Origin of the sequence: Streptomyces albipurpureus, from assembly GCF_023701525.1 — a bacterium.
Classification (GTDB): Bacteria; Actinomycetota; Actinomycetes; order Streptomycetales; family Streptomycetaceae; genus Streptomyces; species Streptomyces albipurpureus.
The window spans coordinates 228,679-249,696 of sequence record NZ_JAMQAW010000002.1 but is presented as its reverse complement, the minus strand read 5'-3'; the positions used below and the strand labels follow the sequence as shown (position 1 = coordinate 249,696).

Below are 21,018 nucleotides of genomic sequence, written 5' to 3'. Positions count from 1 at the left end.
CTGCGGGGGCTTCGCATGACGCAACTGGCGGCAGTCTTCATGGGGAATGGCAGTGTGGTGTCCGCCATGCCCGCAGTGCCCGCCACGCGGGCGAATTCTTGAAATCACCTGACGAGAAAAGCTTCTATATGCATGGCGGGGCAGATCGGAGGCGTGTGGGTGACTTTTCTTCATGCGGGTCAGTCAACCTCCGCGCATTCGGGTGGCATGTCGGATTATCGTCGATATGAATTCAGGTGCTTTCGTGGAGTCTCGCTCCGTCAAAAGCCTAGCGCTTACCCTCTTCTCTGTTTGCTTATAGTTGTTGCGTGGGTTTTTCTGAGTAATATTCGGCGGACATCATTTGGCTTTCCGGGCGATCGGTTGGGCCCGGTACGCCACGGCTCCCCACAGGAAATGGCCTCTCGAGTGAAGCTGAAGATTCCTCAGGCGGTTCACCGCCGTTCTCTGTCCGGTTTGCTGGCCTCGGCCCTTGCCGCGACGGTTGCCGCCGCGATGGTCGCCTTGACGCCGACGCAGGCGCTGGCGATCGCTACACCCGTACCTCTCGCTACGGCCGCGAGCTTCTCCGTTCTTGCGGGTTCGCAGGTCACCAACACCGGACCTTCCCTGATCAGTCACGACCTCGGGGTGCACCCGGGGACGGCCATTACCGGGTTCCCGCCTGGCCAGGTGCTTGGCGCCGTGCACCCAGCGGACGCTGTCGCACTCCAGGCCAAGTCCGATCTGGTCCAGGCGTACAACAACGCGGCAGGCCAAGCCACGGACTTCGCGCTTCCGGCTGGTATCGGCATGGGTAACACGCTGCTTCCGGGTGTCCACACCGCTGTATCCGGTGTCGGGCTCACTGGCGACCTGATCCTGGACGCCGGAGGGAATCCGAACGCGGTCTGGGTGTTCCAGATTCCTGAAGCCCTGACGACGGCATCCTCCAGCCGGGTGCTCCTGACGAACGGCGCTTCGGCGTGCAATGTGTACTGGCAGATCGGGAGTTCGGCCACGCTTGGCACCAACTCCACCTTCGTGGGCACCATCATGGCTCTGACCTCGATCAGCGTGACCACGGGGACGAACATCGAGGGCCGGGCGCTGGCACGTAATGGCGCCGTGACGCTCGACACCAACAGGATCTTCCTCGGCGGGTGCGCGACCACCACCACCGGTGGAACGACGACCGGTACGACGACCGGTACGACGACCGGTACGACCACCGGAACGACGACGGGGACCACGACCGGCACGACCACCGGCGGTCTGCTGGGCGGCGGTCTGGTCAGTGGCGGTCTGGTCACCGGCGGTCTTGTGGGCGGCCCGATCCTCGGCGTCGTGAGCGGAGGCACCGAAGGCAACATCTCGGGCAACACCTCCGGGAACACCGTGGGGAACACTGCCGGGAACACCACCTCCGGGAACACGCAGGGCAACACCGCCGGGAATGCCACCCTCGGGAACACCATCGGCGGGGACACCGGTGGGCACCACGGCGACCACCCTGGCGGACCGGGCCAGGGTGACCATCCAGGCGGACCGGGCCACGGTGACAAGCCCGGCCACGGCGACCACCCTGGCGGACCGGGCCACGGTGACAAGCCCGGCCACGATGACCACCCTGGCGGACCGGGCCACGGTGACAAGCCCGGCCACGATGACCACTACGGCTACGGCGACAAGCCCAGTGACCACGACGGGCATGACGGCCCCAAGGACCACCAGGGCTAGGCCGCGCATTGCGGTAGGCCCGCTCGGGTGACGGCGCGCGGCGGATTCCTCATCGAATCCGTCGCGCGCCGTCGGCGGCGGTCCGCAGGGAAACGTCGGGCGCGAATGGCTGATATGTGAAAGGGAGGACGGGCGGTGTCGAGCGGAATTGATTCAGCGGCCGTGAAGGAAATCCAGCAGTCCGATTCCGGTCCGGTCGCACCGGAATGTGCCCGGGGCGCGGCCACACTGGCCAATCGGCCGGGTGGGGCTCGTGCGCTGAAAGCAGCGCTGCACGCCACCGTGGTTCTTTGCCTGGCGACGACTCTCGCTCATATCGTTCTGGTCTTTCTCCATGTGGCACCGGCCAATACCGTCTCCAAGCGATACAGCCCGCAGATCAGCGCATGGGTATACCCCCTTTTCGAACAGAACTGGCGGCTGTTCGCCCCGGAGCCCGACTCGGTCAACCGGCAGATCCTGGCGAGAGCCGCACACACACGCGCTGACGGGTCGATGAGGGTGAGCGCCTGGTTCGACTTGGCTGCCGAGGACAACGCCAGAGTTGAGCACCAGGTGTTTCCGAGTCACACGGCGCAGAATCTGTTGCGCCGCGCCTGGACCTCCTACACCGATTCACACGGAGGAGACGACCACGCGCGCACCGAACGCGCCGTGATGATGCAGAAGTACTTGAGGAACATCGCTGCGGACCGCGTCACCGCCCGCCACGCCGGAAGGGTCGACTTCATCCAACTCCGCGTCGTCACAGTGCCCATCGCGGCACCCGGCTCGGCAGCGGGAAACCGCCCGCCGGCGTCCGTCGAAACCCGGCTACTGCCCTGGTGGAAGGTGTCCTCCGATGGGAACTGAGCAGATGCCCCAGCTTCCTCCCGCGGCAACCACGCCGCACGCCCATGCGGTCGGTGAGACATCGCCCACCGGCACAGTCCAGCGGTGGCTCCTCGACCGGATCGGTGGTCTGTGGGCGCTTCTCACCGATCGGCCGGTGTCCTTGTACGCGGCATCAGTGCTGCGCATCGGCTACGGATCGCTCTACCTGGTCTTTCTGCTGCGTGAGTTCCCCCACCGTCACGAGATCTGGGGCGCCGACTCGCCCTGGACACCCGCGCTGGCGCAGCAGCTGTTCGACCAGACGGGCTGGAACAGCATCCTGACGCTGTCCGACAGCCGCGCCTACTTCGAGCTCTGCTATGTGATCGCTCTCCTCACGTCAGCGCTGTTCACGCTGGGCTGGCGGACCCGCGTCCTGTCCGTCCTCTTCGCCGTCGTGGTGACGTCGTTCCATGCCCGAGCGATCTTCATGACGGACGGCGGCGACAACCTGATCCTGCTGATGGCCCTCTACCTCACCCTGACCGCGTGCGGGCAACGATGGTCCCTGGACGCTCGCAGAGCGAGGCTCAAGGCGACTGGTGGGGGCGCCGCGCCGACGCCGGTGAGGAACCGCTCGGTACAGCAACTCCTCGATGCCCGAAGCACGTTGACGACGGTCGTGCACAACTGCGGCATCTTCGTCATCGGGGCACAGGTCTGTGTCCTGTACGGAGCAGCTGGCCTGTACAAGGTCCAGGGTGCGTCCTGGGGTGGTGGGACCGCTCTCCACTACGTTCTCAATCTCGAACTCTTCCAGCCGTGGCCCGCGCTCTCCCATTTCGTGGACGAGTACACGATCCTGATCGCGATCGTCGGCTATCTGACGGTGCTCCTGCAAGTGGCCTTCCCCTTCGTGCTCTTCGGAAGGCTCAAGTACCCCGTTCTCGTCATGCTGTTGGGCATGCACATCGGTATCGCCGTGCTCATGGGGCTGCCCCTGTTCTCCGGCGCGATGATCGTTGCGGACGCCGTGTTCCTTCCCGACCGCTTCTACACCTTCCTGCCTCACCTCTGCCGACGCGCAGCCCGGCGGACAGGCCTGCGGCGGCCTGGATCCGGGCGGGTGGCAGGGCCTGGAACCGTCCCTTCGCAGGGCAGGCCCGGTGTACCCGGCTCGGAGCGCCGGACCACCGCGGCGGGGCGGAAGGACACCTCCCTCGCTCCCGAGCTCGCATCCGACCAGAGCTGACAGCCCGGTCGGATGCCCGCCGTAGAACGGTGACGACAGCGGGCGCCTACCGGGGACAGCCGGCACCCGCTAGTCGGGGAGCTGCTGCCCCGGTCGGCGGTTTGCCGGGAGGGCACATGCCGGCGTCCCGCCGGGCATACGGCCGCGGTTGTTCGCAATGAGCCGATAGGCGCCATGGGCGACCCAGCGAACGGGAGGCAACGTCAGGAGTGCGCCGAGAAGGGCCCACCCCTTGCCTGCTCCCAGCAGCAGTTTGGCGACAGCCTGAGCGCCGCCGTACACCGTGCCCGTCGGTGTGACCCAGAGCAGCTCGTACTCGGCTCGTTGCTGAGCGGTGCCGAGCGAGTGCAGATCAGCGAACTGCCACGGAGTGATCGAGCAGCTCAGTGGCAGACGGCGCTCGATGAAGTTCACCGACGTCGTGCAGAAGGCGCAGTCGCCGTCGTATACCAGTACAGGCCGGGTCCGCGTCCGCATGCTTCCATCCTGCCCTGTCCAGGCGCGATGTTCCGGCAGGCTGACCGCCACCCCTTCTCATGAATCCCGGTGCCGCAGCCGCGCTCCTCGTGATGGGCATCGGCTTCCTCGGGTTCACCAACGGCCATCGCCTCCTCGGCACCGTCCTCCTCGCGGCCGTGTCGATGTGTTCGGTACGGGATAGGCCGGGGCCAATGCTCGCGGGGTGAAGGGGCGAGGGCCTGCACACGGACCCGGGCTCTGGAAAGTGGCGGGCCAGGGTGGTGTTCCCGACGAGGCATGGTCCGACTGGAGCAACTCGCCTGCTGTTGTCGATGGTTCGAGTGCATCGACACTGCCCGCCACCCCCAGCCGCACCACCGAGCCACCCGTGAAATCGGTGATCAGGAACGACACAGCCGCGGCCCCGAGGTGCTCCTTGAGCATGCGGGCGACAACATCGAGCGACTCCACAGGCGCCGCGGTCTCCGCAGCCGCCAGCGCCCCCGCCAACGTCATCTCCCTGCCCCGGCCACCACCATTCTCAGGAGCACCAGTGGCCGGCCCATGACCCCCGTCAGGCCCGTCAACGGTCACGGTGACTCCTCGCTACTCGCTGGCGTCAAGAGCTCCGTCTCGGATGCGCGAGAGGCCGGCGCCAAGCCCGGTACCGGGCCGGAGCCATTGCACCACAAAGCCCGGAACGGCGAGGGCACCACGGGCAGGACTCACCTCGACCGGACGGAGACTGCACTGCGAAGCCCCAGAGGGATGCTGTTCCCTCCAGAGCTCCAGTTCTCCGTACCGAAAGTCATGCTCCAAGCCCGTGCAGGCGTGCGGTCCATGCTGTCCGGGCCATTGCTGTGCCAGCGCCGTCCGGCGGACGGCGCGATTGACCAGCGGGCCAGCCGCCGAGGACGGAAATGGTCGGCTTGAGACCGAGGCGAGTGCTGAGGGCGGTGGTTCAGGCCTGCGATGTGCGGGGGCCTCTTCCGGTCGTACCGCCGGTGACGTCTCTGCATAGTGACCCGGGAGATCCGGAATGCTGCAGAAGCGGGGCACAAGTGCCCCGCGCGCTGTAGGTCTGCTTGAGGCCCGACTGTTCTTGTACTTGTGCTGAGAACAGCTCTCGGGCGAGAAGGAGGTAACGGTTCTTTGGCTCCCGACCACACGTGCTCAGCCCAGGGTGCCGGGGCAGGCGAACGTCGATACTGCCGAGAACTCAGCCCCGGGGCGCTGCCTGGAAAGCAGCCTCCGAGCGCCAGTATCCACGCCGAGTAACGGCAAACCCCATGGTCAGAGCACCGCCAGACCATGATCAACGTGCGTCAAACGAGTGTCACGAGCGTCAAATCAGCGTCAAGACATCGCCCGTAACGCCCACACCGCACATCACGCACATCGACAAACCCCCAGCTCAGTCGTCCTTCTTCACCGGCTCCAGGATCGCCAGGCACTCCACGTGGTGCGTCATCGGAAACAGGTCGAACGCCCGCAGTGTCCGCGGTCGGTACCCCGCCTCGCTGAAGTACTTCAGGTCCCGGGCGAGTGCCGCCGGGTCGCACGCCACATAGGCGATCCGGCGCGCGCCCAGCGCCGCCAGGCTGCGGACCGTCTGCTTGCCCGCGCCCGCGCGCGGGGGGTCGAGGACGATCAGGTCTGCCTCGGTGATGCCGGTGCGGGGGAGGACCTGGTCGACCTTGCCCTGTTCGATGCGTACGCGCTCCAGGTCGCGCAGATTGTGTCGGGCGTCCTCCACCGCGCGCTTGGAGGACTCGACGCCAAGGACCGCGCCCCGGTCGCCGACGCGTTCCGCGATCGCGCCGGCGAACAGGCCGACGCCGCAGTACAGATCGAGCGCCATCTCGCCCTTGCGGGGCATCAGCCCCTGCATCACGGCCTTCACCAGGACGTCCGCCGCCTGTGGATGCACCTGCCAGAAGCCGCCCGCGCCGACGCGGTAGGTGCGGCCGTCGGCGCGTTCGCGGACGAAGGCGCGGCCGTGTACCCGGTGCACTCCGCCGTCTCGTTCGTCGACCCGCAGCACCGACACCGGCTTGTCCAGCTCGACCAGCGGCAGTCGGCCGCCCGGTGCGGGGGTGAGGATGACCTGGCGGTCGCTGGAGCCGGTGGCCGCGATCGCTTCGACCGTCGCCATCTGGGGCCAGGTGCGCTTCTCGATGCCCAGTTCGCTCACGCCAGGGGCTGCGATGGCGCAGTGGTCGACCGGCTCGATCTCATGGGAGCGGTGTCGGCGCAGACCTGCCTGGCCCTCGGCGTCCACCGCGTACTGCACTCGGGTCCGCCAAGCGGGGACCTCGCCCGGGGGGAGCTTGTCGCCCGGGGCGGGGGCGACGGTGCCGTCCCAGCCGGCCTCCTCGGGGGTCAGGCCCGCCAGGCGCAGTAGCTGCTCCGCGATCACATCGCCCTTGAAGCGCCGCTGGGTGCCCGGCTTCACATGCTGCCAGTCGCAGCCGCCGCACTTGCCCGGTCCCGAGAAGGGGCAGGGCGCCTCGACCCGGTCCTTCGAAGCCTCGATGACGCGTACCGCGTCGGCCCGCAGGAAGCGTGAGTCTTCGTCACCCTCGGTCACCTTGGCGATGACCCGCTCGCCGGGCAGCGTGTGCCGGACGAAGAGCACCCGGCCCTCCTCGGTGCGGGCGATGCAGTGGCCGCCGTGGGCCACCGGGCCGACCTCGACCTCGTACTCGTCCCCGACCAGCGAAGAATCGGATGCGTTCTGCATGGTGGGGTGACTCCAGAGGTTGATGTGGTGCGGTGTGCGGGGTGGCCCATCAGCCGTCAGGGGCTGGTGCGGCCGGTCGAAGCACGGGCAAGCCCACCAGTCTACGCCGGTGCGCGGCGGCCTTGGTCCGTCACTCCTCGCCGTCGGGCTTCTTCGGGCGATCGTCCACCAGCCCTCGGCGCACCGCACCCGGCGCACTCCACTCCTGGCGTTTACGCGCCCGCTTCTTCGCCGCCTCCGATGACACCAGCTGGAACGGCACCGAGGTCACCATCACCCCGGGAGTGAACAGCAGCCGCCCCTTGAGCCGCAGTGCGCTCTGGTTGTGCAGGAGGTGCTCGTACCAGTGGCCCACCACATATTCGGGAATGACCACACTGACCACATCCCGAGGGCTCTCGCGCCGCAGCCCCTTCACATACTCGATCACCGGGCGGGTGATCTCCCGGTAGGGCGAGTCAAGGATCTTCAGCGGCACATTGATGCCCCGGCGCTCCCACTCCGCCCGTAGCGCCTTGGTCTCGGACGTATCCACGTTGATGCTGACGGCTTCCAGCTTGTCGACCCGCATCAGCTTGGCGTAGGCCAGCGCCCGCAGGGTGGGCTTGTGGACCTTGGAGACCAGCACGATGGCATGGACACGCGACGGTCGTACGCTGTCGTCGCTCGGTTCGTCGGAGGCGGCGAGCTCCGCGGAGACCCGGTCGTAGTGCCTGCGGATGGCGCTCATCACCCCGTAGAAGATCACCATCCCCAGGAGTGCCACCCAGGCGCCGTGGGTGAATTTGGTGGCCAGCACCACGATCAGCACCAGACCGGTGAAGAAGGCGCCGAAAGCGTTGATCGCGCGGGAGCGCATCATATGGCGGCGCTTCGCCTGGTTCCGCTCGGTCCGCAGATGGCGGTTCCAGTGCCGGACCATGCCGGTCTGGCTGAGGGTGAAAGAGACAAAGACGCCGACGATGTAGAGCTGGATGAGCCGGGTGGAGTCCGCGCCGTAGACGACCACCAGCAGCGCGGCGGCGCCGGCGAGCATCACGATGCCGTTGGAGAAGGCGAGCCGGTCGCCCCGGGTGTGGAGCTGGCGCGGTAGATAGCGGTCCTGCGCCAGTATCGAGCCGAGCAGGGGAAAGCCGTTGTAGGCCGTGTTCGCGGCGAGGAACAGCACCAGGGCGGTGGCCGCTGCCAGGAGTACGAAGAAGAAGGTGCCGTCCCCGAAGACCGCTGCGGCGACCTGGGAGATCACCGGGTCCTGGACGAAACCGTCACCGACCGGTTCCCCGTTGCGCAGCAGGTCCTCACCGGGCTTCTCGGCCATCTTGACGTCGGTGGCCATCGCCAGGCCGATGATGCCGCAGAACATGGTGACCGCCAGACCGCCCATCAGCGCGAGCGTGGTGGCGGCGTTCCGTGACTTCGGCTTGCGGAAGGCCGGGACCCCGTTGCTGATCGCTTCGACGCCGGTGAGTGCGGCACAGCCGGACGAAAAGGCCCGCAGCATGAGGAAGACCAGCGCGAATCCCGCCAGGCCCTGGTGCTCGGCCTTGATTTCAAGATCGGCGGTCGGGGCGCTCATGGTGTCGTTGAGGACCAGACCCTTGTAGGCCCCCCAGGCGATCATGATGAAGACGCCGGTGACGAAGACATAGGTCGGAATGGCGAAGAGGTTGCCGGATTCCCGTACTCCGCGCAGGTTCATCACGGTCAGCAAGCCGATGACCACCACCGCGCAGAGCACTTTGTTCTCGACCACGAAGGGGATCGCGGAACCCAGGTTCTCCACTCCGGAGGAGATGGAGACGGCGACGGTCAGGACGTAGTCGACGAGCAGCGCGCTCGCCACCGTCAACCCGGCCCTGCGTCCCAGGTTGGTGTTGGCGACTTCGTAGTCGCCGCCGCCGCTGGGGTAGGCGTGCACGTTCTGGCGGTAGGACGCGACCACCGTGAACATCAGCACCACGACCGCAAGGGCGATCCAGGGGCTGTACTGGTAGGCCGAGAAGCCCGCGATGGAGAGCACCAGCAGGACCTCGCCAGGTGCATACGCCACGGATGACAGGGGGTCGGAGGCGAAGACCGGGAGCGCGATGCGCTTATGAAGGAGCGTTTCCCCGAGGCGGTCGCTCCGTAGCGCCCTGCCAATCAGAATCCGCTTGGGCAGGTCGGTCAGTTTGGGCACGCAGAGGATCGTAAGGGTTCGTTATGGGCCAGGCACACCCACCACCCCAATCCCCCCATGGAATGCATCCTTCCCCCCTGATACCTGGTGTCCCAAGGCTTACCGTGCGTGTGTAGCTTGAGCCATGGTCTGAGACCCTTTAAGCCACAGCACCGCTTCAACCGTTAAATACTGAGCAAAGAACGCCACTGAGGTGGCAGCCGGAAGGACGGTCGTGCACATCGTCATCATGGGGTGCGGGCGAGTGGGAGCCGCTCTCGCCCAAACCCTGGAGAAGCAGGGGCACACGGTCGCCGTCATCGACCGCGACCCCACGGCCTTCCGCCGTCTGGGCTCCGGATTCGGAGGACGTCGAGTCACCGGAGTCGGGTTCGACCAGGACACCCTGCGCGAGGCGGGCATCGAGGACGCGGGCGCCTTCGCCGCCGTCAGCAGTGGCGACAACTCCAACATCATCGCCGCCCGGGTGGCGCGGGAGATGTTCGGCATCGATCATGTCGCGGCCCGTATCTACGACCCGCGTCGGGCCGAGGTCTACCAGCGCCTGGGCATCCCCACCGTCGCCACCGTCCGCTGGACCGCCGATCAGATGCTGCGTCGGCTGCTGCCGTCCGGAGCGGAGCCGCTGTGGCGCGATCCCAGCGGCGGAGTGCAACTCGCCGAGGTCTACGCCGCGCCCTCCTGGATCGGACAGAAGGTCAGCAGGCTCCAGGAGGAGACGGGCGTACGGGTGGCGTTCCTCACCCGGTTGGGGGAGGCGATCCTGCCGACCTCGCAGACCGTGTTGCAGGAGGGCGACCTCGTCCACGTGATGATGCGTACGGACGAGCTGGAGAAGGTCGAGGCAGCCTTCGCCGAGGGCCCTGAGGAGGTTGAGCAGTGATGCGGGTGGCCATTGCGGGCGCGGGTGCGGTGGGCCGCTCCATCGCGGGGGAGTTGCTGGAGAACGGTCATGAGGTGCTGCTCGTCGACAAGGCGCCTACGGCCATCTCGGTGGAGCGGGTGCCACAGGCCGAATGGCTGCTGGCCGATGCCTGCGAGATCACCTCGCTCGACGAGGCCGCGCTCCAGCGGTGCAATGTGGTGATCGCGGCCACGGGGGATGACAAGGTCAATCTGGTGGTCTCACTGCTGGCCAAGACGGAGTACGCGGTTCCACGGGTCGTCGCCCGGGTCAACAACCCCAAGAACGAGTGGCTGTTCAATGAGTCGTGGGGGGTGGATGTGGCGGTGTCCACTCCGCGCCTGATGTCGGCACTGGTGGAAGAGGCGGTGAGCGTCGGCGATCTGGTGCGGCTGCTCCGCTTCAGCCATGGCGACGCCAACCTCGTGGAACTGACCCTGCCGCCGGAGTCGGCGCTGGCAGGGACCCAGGTGGGGGATGTGGACTGGCCGCAGGACACCTCACTGGTGACGATCATCCGCGGTTCGCGGGTGCTCACCCCGAACACGGAAGAGACCCTGGAGGCCGGGGACGAGTTGCTGTTCGTGGCCGCCCAGGAGCGTGAGGAGCAACTGGAGGACCTGTTGCAGGTTCGCCGAGAGCTCTGAGCCCGATTCCTCGATTGACTCGATGGAGCGGGGGCGTTTTTCGACCGCGGTCGAAGGGCGTCCCCGCCGTCGCGTGGCCCCTGACCACCCGGACGGGGGCCACCGGCCCCTCAGCCCTCCCGAGGGCCGTCCGGCCAGATCTGGATGTGGTCCGGCTCCAGCTCCAGCAGCACCCGATCCCGCATCCCCAACGCCTCGGTGTACTCCGACGGAAGCTGAAGCCGCCCGGCCCGGTCCAGCATGGCGTACTCCCGCGCCACCACCGACTCCTCGCCCGTCGTCCCGTCCACTTCCGTGTGGCGCAGGATCTCCGTCGAGGTCCGCCCGTCCCGGATCGCCACCGTACGGCGGACCTCGCTCGCCACCGCCTGGTCATGGGTGACGATCACGATCGTCGTGCCCAGCTCCTCGTTGGCCGTCCGGAAGGCGGCGAAGATCTGCTCAGCCGTCTGGGAGTCCAGCTCACCGGTCGGCTCGTCGGCGAGCAGCACTGACGGTTCATTGGCCAGCGCCACCGCGATCGCCACCCGCTGCTGCTGGCCGCCGGACATCTGGTGCGGACGCCGGTCCCGGCAGTCCGCGACATCGAGCAGCGCCAACAGCGAATCGGCCCGCTCCGCCTTCTTCTTCGTGCGGCCGCGCAACTGCATCGGCAGCGCGACATTCTGCGCGGCGGTCAGATACGGCAGCAGATTGCGGGCCGTCTGCTGCCAGACGAAGCCCACCACCTCGCGCCGGTAGCGCAGCCGCTCCTTGGCGCCCATCCCCAGCAGATCGCGGCCCGCGACCTTCGCCGCCCCCGCCGTCGGTTCATCGAGCCCGGCGAGAATGTTCATCAAGGTCGACTTGCCGCTGCCGGACGCACCGACCAGGGCCATCAGCTCACCCTCACGCACCAGGAGATCGAGCCCCTGGAGCGCCTGCACCTCGACTCCGTCGAGGGCGAACACCCGAACCAGCCGGTCGCAGGCGATCAACGCGTCATGGCCGAACCCGGGGCCTTCGCGCCGGGCCACCGCTTGACGCTCCAGTTCCCTTAGCGTGGCGGAGCCGGAGGAGGGCTCGGTCATCGTGTGTCTCCCACCCTGAGTTCGGTCGTTGTCATACGCCGGATGGCCACCCATGCCTGGACGGCGGAGACCACCGCCGCGATCACCACCACCGCGAGGGCGGGCAGCAGCAGGCTCCAGGGATCGGGGCGCAGCCCTACCGGCCCCATCGTGGCGAACCCGTCCTGCATGGCCAGTGCGAGACGGCCCAGATCGATTCCGGGGGCGAGCAGTCGGATCGCCGTCCAGCCCACCAACGCGCCGCCGGCCGCGGCCAGTACCGTCGACGGCAGGCTCTCCAGAATGAGCAGCCGTCGGCTCTGACCACGAGTCAGCCCCATGGTGCGCAGCCTGGCCAGGAGCGCGGTGCGCTCGGGCGCGGCCTGCAACAGCGAAAGGAGCAGCGCGAGTACGGCATATCCGGCTCCGGTCGCGGCGGCCACCGTGTAGATCCGTTCGGCACCGCTCTGCACCGGTGACTCGGTGAAACCCGCCCGCTCGACCGAACGCAGCGCGACGGTCGGATCGCCGCCGGCCGAGCGGACCGCCGTCCTCAGCCCGGGAGCCGATAGGTCAGGGCCGCTCACCAGCAACGCGGTGGGGGCCCGGTCCGGCAACCGTGCGGCGTCCACCAGGACGAAGTCACCGGTGGGCACCGCGGGAGTCGTGGTGAGCACCCCCGCGACCCGTACGGTCAGCATCGCGCCGGCGGGGCCGATCAAGGCCTCGCCGCTCCCGAGGCGCTCCGCCACATCGGGGGTGACGAGGGCGGGCAGCGCACCCGAATCCTGACGCAGCCGGCCGGCGGCGAACTCGCCGAGACCGGTGTCCCGGGCGAGGCGCGCGTACGCCGTCGGCTCCGCGGCCACCAAGGTGACACTGCGCGTCACGGAGTCCCGAAGATCCAGCTCCGGCTCCAGATGGAGGGAGACCACATCCCGTACCCCGGGCACCTTCCGCACCTTCTGCGCCAACCCCTTCGGCAGGGCGTCCATGGCCGCGATCCGAGCGTCGGCGCCCACCGAGACCAGTGCGGCGCGATCCCGGGCCCCATCCACCCCGGCGAGCACCGAGCCACCGAAGGCGGCCGTCGTCAAAGCCACCAGCAGCGCGAGCAGCGGTAGGGCCGTCGTCGCGGGCGATCGACCGGCGCGGGCCAGGGAGAGAAAGCCCACCGCGCCTCGTCGACGCGCCACCGGTAGCGCGAGCAGCCGTATCGGCAGCGGATACAGCCGTACGAGCACCAGCGCGGCCACGATGCCCACCAGTACCGGCGCGGCGCTCACCAGTTCATCCGCTTCGCCCGGCGCGGTACCCCGTCGGCGGAGCGTGACCACCGCGGCCACCGCCAGCACCAGCAGGGTCACCTCGGCCACCAGGCGCCGTCGGGACGGCTTCGCCCGCACCACGTCATCACGGCCACCGTGCAACCGCGTCGTGCGATGGGTGAAGACCGCCCGCAGCGGCAGTGCGGCGCAGGCGAGCAGGGCGACAGCGCCCGATGCCAGCAGCGCCGGGAGCAAGCGGCCGTGGGGGAGTAGTTCCAGCGCCAGGGCACAGCCGCCCGCCGCCGCGGGCAACGCCACCACGACACTCTCCGCCAGCAATCGGCCGAAGAGACCGCGCAGCGAGCCGCCGCGAGAGCGCAGCAGCGCGAGTTCCTGGTGCCGGCGGGTGGCGGACAGTCCGCCGGCCATCAGCAGGACGACCACGGCGACACTCCCCGCGCCGAAGGCGGCCACCGCCACCACCGGTCCGATCGCGGCCCGGATGTCGTCGAAACCGATGAGGACCTCGTCCAGGGAGGTGCCCGCGTCCAAGGTGGGGGAGATGCCGTCCCGCAGCCGGGTACGCAGCGGGCCGCTCTCCACACTGGCGACCGTCCGCCTCAACTGCGGAAGATCGCCGATGGTGAGCCCGGCGAGATCGGGCGCGATCCGCCAGTAGGGCTCGGGCTCGTCCTCCAATGCCCGCAGCGCCTCGGCCGAACCGGGGTCGAGCAGCAGCGCACCATGCCAGTACGCAACGGGCACGGGCTGCCCCGTGTACAGGAGGGCGGGGGTGCGCAGCACCGGCTCGTACGACCAGTAGCCCAGCTCGGGCCGCAGGGGTTGGACGATGCCCGTCACCCGGACCGCGATCGGCCCGGCGTGGACGGTGGAACCCACCTTGATCCGCAGCGTTTCGGCGGTGGTCGCGGTGACCGCGCCCTCCACGGTGGCCCCGTCCCCGGCGGCCCGGGGCAGCCGACCCGAGAGCAGTCGGGAGTGCTCGGCGACGCCTGCCTGGGTGCTGAGTGTGAACGCAGGCAGACCGGCTTCGAGTTCGGGCAGCCAGCGGTCGCTGGCGCGCACCGGCTCGACGCTGCGCACCCCGTACGCCGACTGGCCTGCGTCCACGCGCAGGGGTTCGGGGAGCGTGGCCAGGATCTGGCGGTACGCCTTCGCCATCCGCTCCGGCTGCAATGAGTCGTCCGCGCCTCCCTCGGCGGACTCGGCGGACTCGGCGAACTCGTCTTCGGGCTCGTCCGTGAACTGGAGGACCCGGCGGTCCGCGGGTGCGGCGTTCACCTCGTGCCGCAACCCCTCGCCCTCGTAGGCGTCCACGGCGCGCGGAAAGGCAGCGGCGAGGAACGAGGTCAACAGGACCAGCACCAGCAGGGCGAGGGCGGGCCCCGGCGCGGCGCGCAATCGGGTACGGACCCAGGGGGCGACGGCTTTCACTCCACCCCTCCTCATCGGGAACACCTCAGGGACGGTCGGCGCTGACCCATCGCCGGGTGATGGATCCCCACGGCCCTGCTCTGCCGGGCTCGCGCACCGAGGGTGCGATCCCCGCCGCGCCCAAATGCGCATCGCGTCCTTCGCAGTGGACTGACCGCGGTGCCGATCGCCCGCGAACACCGCTCCGAGTCGGCGAGCCCGCGCCCCCGAGGCTCACCCATGGACCGGACCTGCGCCACGGTGACACCAACGACCCCTTGCATGGCCGGCACCATCATTCGCCTCCCTGCGCACGCAGCGCCGTCAATGAGTCACCGCGGCGCAGGGCGAGCGCCAGCACGATGGCCACCGGTGTCGCCGCCACGCCCACCAGCAGCAGCGCCACCCGGTCGGTCGGTAGTTCCACCAGTACGGAGGGGATCGGCTGGGTCGCCTGTCCCGTCAGCACGATCAGTGGAACGACCGCACGGGTGAGCACCGTGCCGAGCGCCACCCCGATCAGTAGCGCGAGCCCGATCAGCAGCGACTGCTCCAGGGCGAGCAGCCGGGCCAGTTGACGTCGTGGCGCACCGAGCGCCCGGAGTACCGCGAACTCCCGTGAACGCTCCCGCAGCGCGCCCACCGCGGAGACCGCGAACCCCACCGCGGCCAGCGCGGCCGCGGCGATGGTCGCCGCCAGCAGCGCCGACTGCGGGCCGGCACCGAGCGGATCGCTGTGCAGCGCGGCTGCCATCTCATCCCGCACCTGGATCTGGTTCGGTTCGAGGTCGGTACGTTCCCGGATCTTCGCCGCCGTTTCGGCGACCTTGCCCGGCAGGGGGAACAACCACCACTCGGAGGGCGGGAAGGCGGCATCGATACGGGTGGCGAGGATCTGGTTGACCGCGCGAAGGTCGACCAACAGGGCGCCTCCGTCCGTCTTGGCGGCGGAAGCGGCCTCGGAACCACCCTCGGCGCTCGTCGTTCCCCCGATGGAGGGTTCGCGTTCCGTGGTCGGTATCGCACCGAGGACGCCCATGATCTGGACCCTGACCGCCCCGCCCTGCATCGGGAGGTCGATCACGGCGCCCACCTTCGCGCCGCTGGCCTGGAGGAACCCTTCGGTCACCAGCGCCTTGAGGATGGCCGGTGCGCTCCGTTTGACGGTCATCCGCAGGGTGACCGTCATTTCCGGGCCCCAGCCGTCCAGGAACGTCTTGCCCGTGTGGTACGAGATGTCGAGCGGCTTGCGAGCCGATGAACGCACCGCGGTGATCGCGGGCGCCGCCTCGTCCGTGTTGGAGGGGTCCACCTCGACGCTGGCGATCGCCTTGACCGTCCAGGCGAACCCCGACGGCAGGGCAACGGCACGCGAAGTCCCGTCAGCGGCCACCGATCGAAGCGCCCCGAACGCCAGCCGCTTCGACACGATCCGATCCGCCGCCTCGGCCTCGAAGGCCTCGATGTCCGTCAGCGCCAGCGGCGCCGCCGGTTTGCCTGCCGGGCCCCCCGCGGCCCGGGCGAGATCGATGGACACCCGATGGGGTCTGCCATCGCCCGGTGGCGGGTCCACCGGAATCCGGTACGACACCCCGTACCGGTCTTCGAAGGTGAAGGTGAGGGCCGGTCCGCTGCTCGGCTCACCACCGGAACGCGTCGAAGGGCGGCGCAGGGTCACATCGAACTCCAGCCGGGCGACGTCCTTGGGGAGCAGCACTCCAGGGCGTGCGTCACCCGAGGGGCGCAGTGCTTCCAGCGGCCGTCCCGCTCCGCCTCCGGTGAGATCGCCGCGGAGCTGGAGCCCCTCGGCGGCGGCCGCGGTGTCGAGTGCGAGGACCGTGCTGCGGCGCCCGCCGGAGAGGCTGAGCTCCGTTCGGGCGGCGGGGGCCACCGATCGGACGCCCCGCATCCCGTCGTACAGTCCGCCCTGTCCGAACCCGGGAACGCTCCCGCCGCTGAGTACCCGCACCGGAGCACCCGTCCGGAAATCGGCCTGGTCGTCCTGGGAGCGATCCCATGAAGCGCCCTGCCCGATCGCCAGCATTCCCATCGCCACGGACAACACCAGCAGCAGCACCGGACCGGCACCGCGCATGGGGCGGCGGCTGAACTGCCAGCCGGCCAGGGAGGTGGTCAAGCCGCGACCGCGTGCGGCCCGTCGCTCGGCGAGCCGGGCCGCTGGGGGCAGCAGTCGCAGCGTCAGAACGGTGCCCGCGAGGAGCGCCAGCGCGGGTGCCACCACCAGGAGCGGGTCGATGCCCAACCGCCCCTCGCGATCACCGCTGAGCGCACCACTGCCCGAGGTCCGCCGCTCCAGTTGCCAGTACGCGACCCCCGCAATCGCCAGCAGCGCGATATCGGCGCCGGCTCGCAGCGGTCCGGGCAGCGTTCTGGCCCGACCGCGTGCCGCGCGAGCGGCGGTGAGCGCCGGCATGGTCACGGCAACCGCACACGCCAGCGCCACCGCCGCGCCGATGAACCAGAGCCGAACCGTCGGCCCAGAGCCGGCCAGTTCGTCCTGGAGCCCGATCCTGGCCAGCAGGCCGTGCCCGGCCAGCAACCCGGTGATCGGTCCTGCCAGCAGCGGCGCGCACACGGCGGCCGGTAGCGCCAGCAGTAGGGCCTCCAAGGCTGCGAGAGAGGCGATACGGCGCCGGGAGGCGCCCCGGGCAAGCAGTACTTGGGTCTCGCTGCTCCGCTCCTGACTCAGCAGTCTGGCGACCAGCAGCAGCGCATATCCGGCCAGGAGGACCAGCTGCAAGGAGACAAGCAGCAGGGTGGCCCGGGACACCAGCAGGGCGCGCTCAAGCTGATCGAGCACCCCGGGCAGTGAGGTGCGGGCGACCACACCGGTCGCCAGTGAGGGCTGTGCGGAGAGGAGTTGCTGGCTCTTCGCCGAGGCCTTCCGCACCCCATCGATCCGCTCGCCCGTCAGACCGCCGAAGTCGGCGGTGGCGAGCCAGGACACCCCACCGGGCCGAATACCGCCCGTACCCATGGCGCTGGGGTCCGTGAGCAGCGGCCCGAAGGTGGTGAAGACATCCTTGGTGACCCCGCGCCCGTCCAACTCGTCGAGTTGCCAGTAGGGGGCGCCGCGGTCGGTCGGCCGGTAGATCCCGGTGACCCTGATCCGTACGGGGGGTCCGCCCATGCGGTCGGTGACCTTCAGTACCCGCGGACCCGGTGTGAGCCTCAGCTGCTTCGCCGCGACCTCGGGCAGGGCGACCGGGATCACTCCAGCGGTCTTCGGGGTGGGCCAGGTGCCGCTGGAGAGCCGGACATGGGCGCGATCGACGGCGGCGAAGAGGGTGAGATCCGGTTCGCCCTTGCGCGCGGCGGGGGACTGGAGCGTCCGCGGGAGGGCGTACGGTCCCGAGCGATCGAACTGCTGGAGCTTCACCGGCAGTCCATCGAAGGCCAGTTGGGCCCCGCGCCTGGCGTCCCGCGCTGCCGCGGTGCGGTTCACCTCTGTGTTCTCCGAGGTGATGACCAGCGCGGCGGCTGAAGCGTCCCGGGTACGGAGTGCGTGCCGCAGTCCGGCGTCACCGACGGAGCCGGCGAAGGCGGCGAGCGCGGCGAGTATGGAGGTGGTGAGCAGGATGGCGAGCAGCGCCGCAGCCAGGAGCAGCCGGTGCCCGCGCGCGCGGAGAAAGAGAAACCCCGCCACGAAATATCCCCCTGATGCGTCAGCGCGCCCATCAAATAAAGGTGTACGCCCCCTGAAAGCCCTTTCTGTTGTGGATGCTTTCAGAAGCTGGGTCTGGAGTGACACCTGTTGCAAAGGATTTGATGAGATCGTGATCGTTTGCGTATGAATCCGGCCAGTGATCAGGGGAAGAGCGGGTCGGCGACCTGTCCGGCGATCGGCCATCTCCGCTGAGCTCCTACCCCGGGGCCGAGCTGTGACTTCCCAGCAAGACCCGGGACCGGGGTGGTGCTGTGGGACGCATCGAGAGGATCAGATCGGCGCTGCCCCTGCTCCCCACCCGAGCGGAATCCAACGCGAACTCCTATCAGCCATCAGCCATCAGCCATCGATCAGCAGTCAGCAGTCAGCAGTCAGCAGCCAACAGTCATCACATCACGGGAATCGCTGTGAGCCCCAGCCCTCCGGCGTGATCGGTCAGCTGTCCGAAGAGGGCCGCCCAAGATCGGTATCGGGATGCCTGTGCCCATCCGGCGAGGGCGGTGGTTGAGCTGTTCGGACACCTCCGGCGAGGGCTGCCATGGAGTCGACGTTCCCCCCTCGTGTTCCCCAGCGCGCCCTTGGCGCATCCCCTCGCGCACCGCGTGCGAGTTCGGACAGGGCTGAGGCCCGGTTCCGGGTAGGCGTTGACCGGGAACCGGGCCTCACGGCCTCATCTGGGGCTAGAGCTCCGGCTGGCGTGCGGCCGCCGCCTTGCGTTCCTTCTCGGCGCGCTCCTCGGCCTCCATCTCGGCGAAGACATCGATCGGCGGTGGTGCCTTCGCCAGGAACAGCCAGGTCAGATAGACCGCCAGCAAGAGCGGCGGGATCTTCAGCGCGACCAGCACCCAACCCAACTGGGTGGTGTCCGCCCACCAGTAGAGCGGGAAGAGGATCGCGCACTTGGCCAGGAAGATCAGGCCCCAGGCCCAACTCGCCTTGGCGTAGGCCTTCTTGCGCCCCGGGTTGCGGGTCCGCCAGGAGAGGTTCTCCTTGAAGATGGGCCCGAGGATCAACCCCACCAGCGGCACACCGCAGATCGTGGTGATGATGTACGCCAGGGCCAGGCCCAGGGTGTACATCATCCCCGGGAGATAGAAGTCCTTCGCATTCCCCGTCACCATGGCGAAGACGACACCGAAGGCCACCCCGAAGACACCGCTGAACGCGTGCTTCATGGTGTCCCGGCGCACCAGCCGGACTCCCACCAGCAGGAGGGAGACGGTCAGCGCCGCGATGGCGGAGACGTGGAGATCCTTGTTAATCGTGTAAATCGTGACGAACAACAGTCCGGGCAGGACGGTCTCCACCATGCCCCGCACGCCACCGAAGGCCTCAGACAGGGCTGCCTCCGTCACTGCCTTGGAGTCGGCGTCCTGCTGCTGTTCGTTCGTGGTGGTCGGCTTGTCGAGAGACGTCACCGGCTACTCCTGTCCGAGCGGTCGGAGTTCGTATTTGGGATTGAAGAGCACACGGCGTCCGTGACTCATGGAGATCCTGCCGGAAGCTATGAGCCTGCGGCCCGGCTCGATCCCCACGATCGCGCGGCGGCCGAGCCAGACGACGTCCAGCGGGGCACTGCCGTCGAAGAGCTCCGCCTCCAGCGAGGGCACTCCGGCCCGAGGGCGGAAGGTGACCGTGCGCAACGTACCAGTCACTCGGACGATCTGGCGGTCACCGCACTCCGCTATCCGAAGGCACCCCGACGCCTGTGCGTCCTCCCGCAACTCCTCGGACTCAAGGTCCTCCTGCGAGCTGGAAAGCCGGTCGAGCATGCGCCGGAAACGGCCGGCCGGCTTGGCGGCTCTGCCGTCCTTCGCTGAACCACTGTCCGAGCGGGGTGTTGCACTCATGGAGCAAGCGTACCGGCCACCGCCGACACCTTCTCGTGCCCCGCCCACCTCGTACACCTGCTCATACCCCCGGTGACGCCCGGGGAGGCGGAAGCGGGCCGCACGACGCCCGGCGGGCGGGTCACCGTGGCCCGGGGACGCCGCCGGCCGCGCGGGCGGCCAGAGCGGACGAAGCGCCCGGTGCTTGGGAGGCATCAAACGGAAGGGCGGCGTCAGGCCCGCTGCGCTGGAACCCGATCACTCATGAGCGTTCGAAGCGGTATCCCATCCCCGGCTCGGTCACGAAGTGGCGGGGGTGCGAGGGATCGGCCTCCAGCTTGCGCCGCAGCTGTGCCATATAGACCCGCAGATAGTTGGTCTCCGTCCCGTACGAAGGCCCCCACACCTCCTGGAGCAACTGTTTCTGGCTGACCAGCCGTCCCGTGTTCCGCACCAGGACCTCCAGCAGATGCCACTCGGTCGGAGTCAGCCGAACATCGCGTCCGTCACGGTGCACCTTCTTGGCGGCGAGGTCGACGGTGAAGCCATCGGTCTCCACGATCACCACGTCATCGTCACCGCCGCCCACCGGCTCGGCCCTGCGCACCGCAGCCCGCAGCCGGGCCAGCAGTTCATCCATGCCGAACGGTTTGGTGACATAGTCATCGGCGCCGGCGTCCAGCGCCTCCACCTTCTCGTCGGACGTGTGCCGCGCGGAGAGCACCAGGATCGGTACGCGGGTCCAGCCGCGCAGGCCCCTGATCACCTCGACGCCGTCCATGTCCGGCAGGCCCAGGTCGAGCACGACGACATCGGGGTGCCGCGCCGCTGCCAGTTCCAGCGCGGTGGCACCGTCCGCCGCGGCGTCCACCTCGTACTTGCGCGCCTTGAGATTGATCACGAGGGCTCGTACGATCTGCGGCTCATCGTCGACCACCAGCACCCTGGTCATAGCGGGCCTGCCTTTCTGCACCGTCGACTGAGCGACTGTCGTTCAAACCCGGTCGGGGCCGTTTGCCCCGACCTCCCGGCCG

Annotated in this window: 15 protein-coding genes and 1 pseudogene; 6 read left to right on the top strand and 10 right to left on the bottom strand. The window is 68.7% G+C overall.

Going from position 1 to position 21,018, the window contains the following annotated elements:
* The first annotated feature begins 408 nt into the window (after positions 1-408).
* The 3 genes from NBG84_RS02265 to NBG84_RS02255 all read left to right on the top strand — a co-directional run bounded on the left by NBG84_RS02265 (position 409) and on the right by NBG84_RS02255 (position 3,784).
* Complete coding sequence (locus NBG84_RS02265) at positions 409-1,719, top strand: ice-binding family protein (protein WP_250917500.1); 1,311 nt, start codon at positions 409-411, stop codon at positions 1,717-1,719.
* Positions 1,720-1,854: 135 nt separating this feature from the next.
* Positions 1,855-2,571, top strand: a complete 717-nt coding sequence (locus NBG84_RS02260) for a DUF5819 family protein (protein WP_308311993.1) — start codon at positions 1,855-1,857, stop codon at positions 2,569-2,571.
* The gene (locus tag NBG84_RS02255) at positions 2,561-3,784 is read left to right on the top strand and encodes an HTTM domain-containing protein (RefSeq protein ID WP_250917499.1); all 1,224 of its coding nucleotides are present in this window, start codon (positions 2,561-2,563) and stop codon (positions 3,782-3,784) included. The genes NBG84_RS02260 and NBG84_RS02255 overlap by 11 nt, the downstream gene beginning before the upstream one ends.
* Positions 3,785-3,853: 69 nt before the next feature.
* Here the strand turns inward: NBG84_RS02255 and NBG84_RS02250 are convergent, their stop codons facing one another.
* Positions 3,854-4,261: a thiol-disulfide oxidoreductase DCC family protein gene (locus NBG84_RS02250; protein ID WP_250917498.1), complete on the bottom strand. Its 408-nt coding sequence runs from the start codon at positions 4,259-4,261 to the stop codon at positions 3,854-3,856.
* 59 nt (positions 4,262-4,320) lie between these two features.
* Here NBG84_RS02250 and NBG84_RS02245 point away from each other — a divergent pair, with 59 nt between their 5' ends.
* Positions 4,321-4,470, top strand: a complete 150-nt coding sequence (locus NBG84_RS02245; protein WP_250917732.1) for a hypothetical protein — start codon at positions 4,321-4,323, stop codon at positions 4,468-4,470.
* A 103-nt stretch (positions 4,471-4,573) separates the two neighbouring features.
* Here NBG84_RS02245 and NBG84_RS02240 read toward each other — a convergent pair.
* The 3 genes and pseudogenes from NBG84_RS02240 to NBG84_RS02230 all read right to left on the bottom strand — a co-directional run.
* Positions 4,574-4,759, bottom strand: a pseudogene (locus tag NBG84_RS02240) (serine/threonine-protein phosphatase); the annotation flags it as partial.
* Between the two features lie 898 nt (positions 4,760-5,657).
* Positions 5,658-6,986 carry a class I SAM-dependent RNA methyltransferase gene (locus NBG84_RS02235; RefSeq protein ID WP_250917497.1) on the bottom strand — a complete coding sequence of 443 codons (1,329 nt, stop codon included), beginning with the start codon at positions 6,984-6,986 and terminating at the stop codon, positions 5,658-5,660.
* 130 nt (positions 6,987-7,116) lie between these two features.
* Positions 7,117-9,165, bottom strand: coding sequence for an APC family permease (locus tag NBG84_RS02230; protein WP_250917496.1), 2,049 nt, complete (start codon positions 9,163-9,165; stop codon positions 7,117-7,119).
* A 214-nt stretch (positions 9,166-9,379) separates the two neighbouring features.
* On the opposite strand from NBG84_RS02230, the gene NBG84_RS02225 reads away from it, so the two are divergent.
* Both NBG84_RS02225 and NBG84_RS02220 read left to right on the top strand, forming a co-directional pair.
* Positions 9,380-10,048: a potassium channel family protein gene (locus NBG84_RS02225; RefSeq protein ID WP_250917495.1), complete on the top strand. Its 669-nt coding sequence runs from the start codon at positions 9,380-9,382 to the stop codon at positions 10,046-10,048.
* Complete coding sequence (locus NBG84_RS02220) at positions 10,048-10,716, top strand: potassium channel family protein (RefSeq protein WP_250917494.1); 669 nt, start codon at positions 10,048-10,050, stop codon at positions 10,714-10,716. The genes NBG84_RS02225 and NBG84_RS02220 overlap by 1 nt, the downstream gene beginning before the upstream one ends.
* A 110-nt stretch (positions 10,717-10,826) precedes the next feature.
* On the opposite strand, the gene NBG84_RS02215 is transcribed toward NBG84_RS02220, so the two are convergent.
* The 6 genes from NBG84_RS02215 to NBG84_RS02190 all read right to left on the bottom strand — a co-directional run bounded on the left by NBG84_RS02215 (position 10,827) and on the right by NBG84_RS02190 (position 20,936).
* Complete coding sequence (locus NBG84_RS02215) at positions 10,827-11,786, bottom strand: ABC transporter ATP-binding protein (RefSeq protein ID WP_250917493.1); 960 nt, start codon at positions 11,784-11,786, stop codon at positions 10,827-10,829.
* Complete coding sequence (locus NBG84_RS02210; protein ID WP_308311992.1) at positions 11,783-14,488, bottom strand: FtsX-like permease family protein; 2,706 nt, start codon at positions 14,486-14,488, stop codon at positions 11,783-11,785. The genes NBG84_RS02215 and NBG84_RS02210 overlap by 4 nt, the downstream gene beginning before the upstream one ends.
* A gap of 274 nt (positions 14,489-14,762) precedes the next feature.
* On the bottom strand, positions 14,763-18,134 hold the full coding sequence (locus NBG84_RS02205; protein WP_250917491.1) for an FtsX-like permease family protein: 3,372 nt from the start codon (positions 18,132-18,134) through the stop codon (positions 14,763-14,765).
* A gap of 701 nt (positions 18,135-18,835) precedes the next feature.
* Positions 18,836-19,573, bottom strand: a complete 738-nt coding sequence (locus NBG84_RS02200; protein ID WP_250917490.1) for a DUF3159 domain-containing protein — start codon at positions 19,571-19,573, stop codon at positions 18,836-18,838.
* 3 nt (positions 19,574-19,576) lie between these two features.
* Positions 19,577-20,005, bottom strand: a complete 429-nt coding sequence (locus NBG84_RS02195) for an OB-fold nucleic acid binding domain-containing protein (RefSeq protein WP_425608553.1) — start codon at positions 20,003-20,005, stop codon at positions 19,577-19,579.
* Positions 20,006-20,246: 241 nt separating this feature from the next.
* Positions 20,247-20,936 carry a response regulator gene (locus NBG84_RS02190; protein ID WP_250917489.1) on the bottom strand — a complete coding sequence of 230 codons (690 nt, stop codon included), beginning with the start codon at positions 20,934-20,936 and terminating at the stop codon, positions 20,247-20,249.
* Positions 20,937-21,018 lie beyond the last annotated feature (82 nt).

Excerpts from the sequence above, each read along its gene's own strand:
- NBG84_RS02245 (WP_250917732.1), top strand. The coding sequence starts at position 4,321 with ATGAATCCCGGTGCCGCAGCCGCGCTCCTCGTGATGGGCATCGGCTTC.
- NBG84_RS02215 (WP_250917493.1), bottom strand. The coding sequence starts at position 11,786 with ATGACCGAGCCCTCCTCCGGCTCCGCCACGCTAAGGGAACTGGAGCGT.
- NBG84_RS02250 (WP_250917498.1), bottom strand. The coding sequence starts at position 4,261 with ATGCGGACGCGGACCCGGCCTGTACTGGTATACGACGGCGACTGCGCC.
- NBG84_RS02235 (WP_250917497.1), bottom strand. The coding sequence starts at position 6,986 with ATGCAGAACGCATCCGATTCTTCGCTGGTCGGGGACGAGTACGAGGTC.
- NBG84_RS02190 (WP_250917489.1), bottom strand. The coding sequence starts at position 20,936 with ATGACCAGGGTGCTGGTGGTCGACGATGAGCCGCAGATCGTACGAGCC.
- NBG84_RS02220 (WP_250917494.1), top strand. The coding sequence starts at position 10,048 with ATGCGGGTGGCCATTGCGGGCGCGGGTGCGGTGGGCCGCTCCATCGCG.
- NBG84_RS02195 (WP_425608553.1), bottom strand. The coding sequence starts at position 20,005 with ATGAGTGCAACACCCCGCTCGGACAGTGGTTCAGCGAAGGACGGCAGA.
- NBG84_RS02255 (WP_250917499.1), top strand. The coding sequence starts at position 2,561 with ATGGGAACTGAGCAGATGCCCCAGCTTCCTCCCGCGGCAACCACGCCG.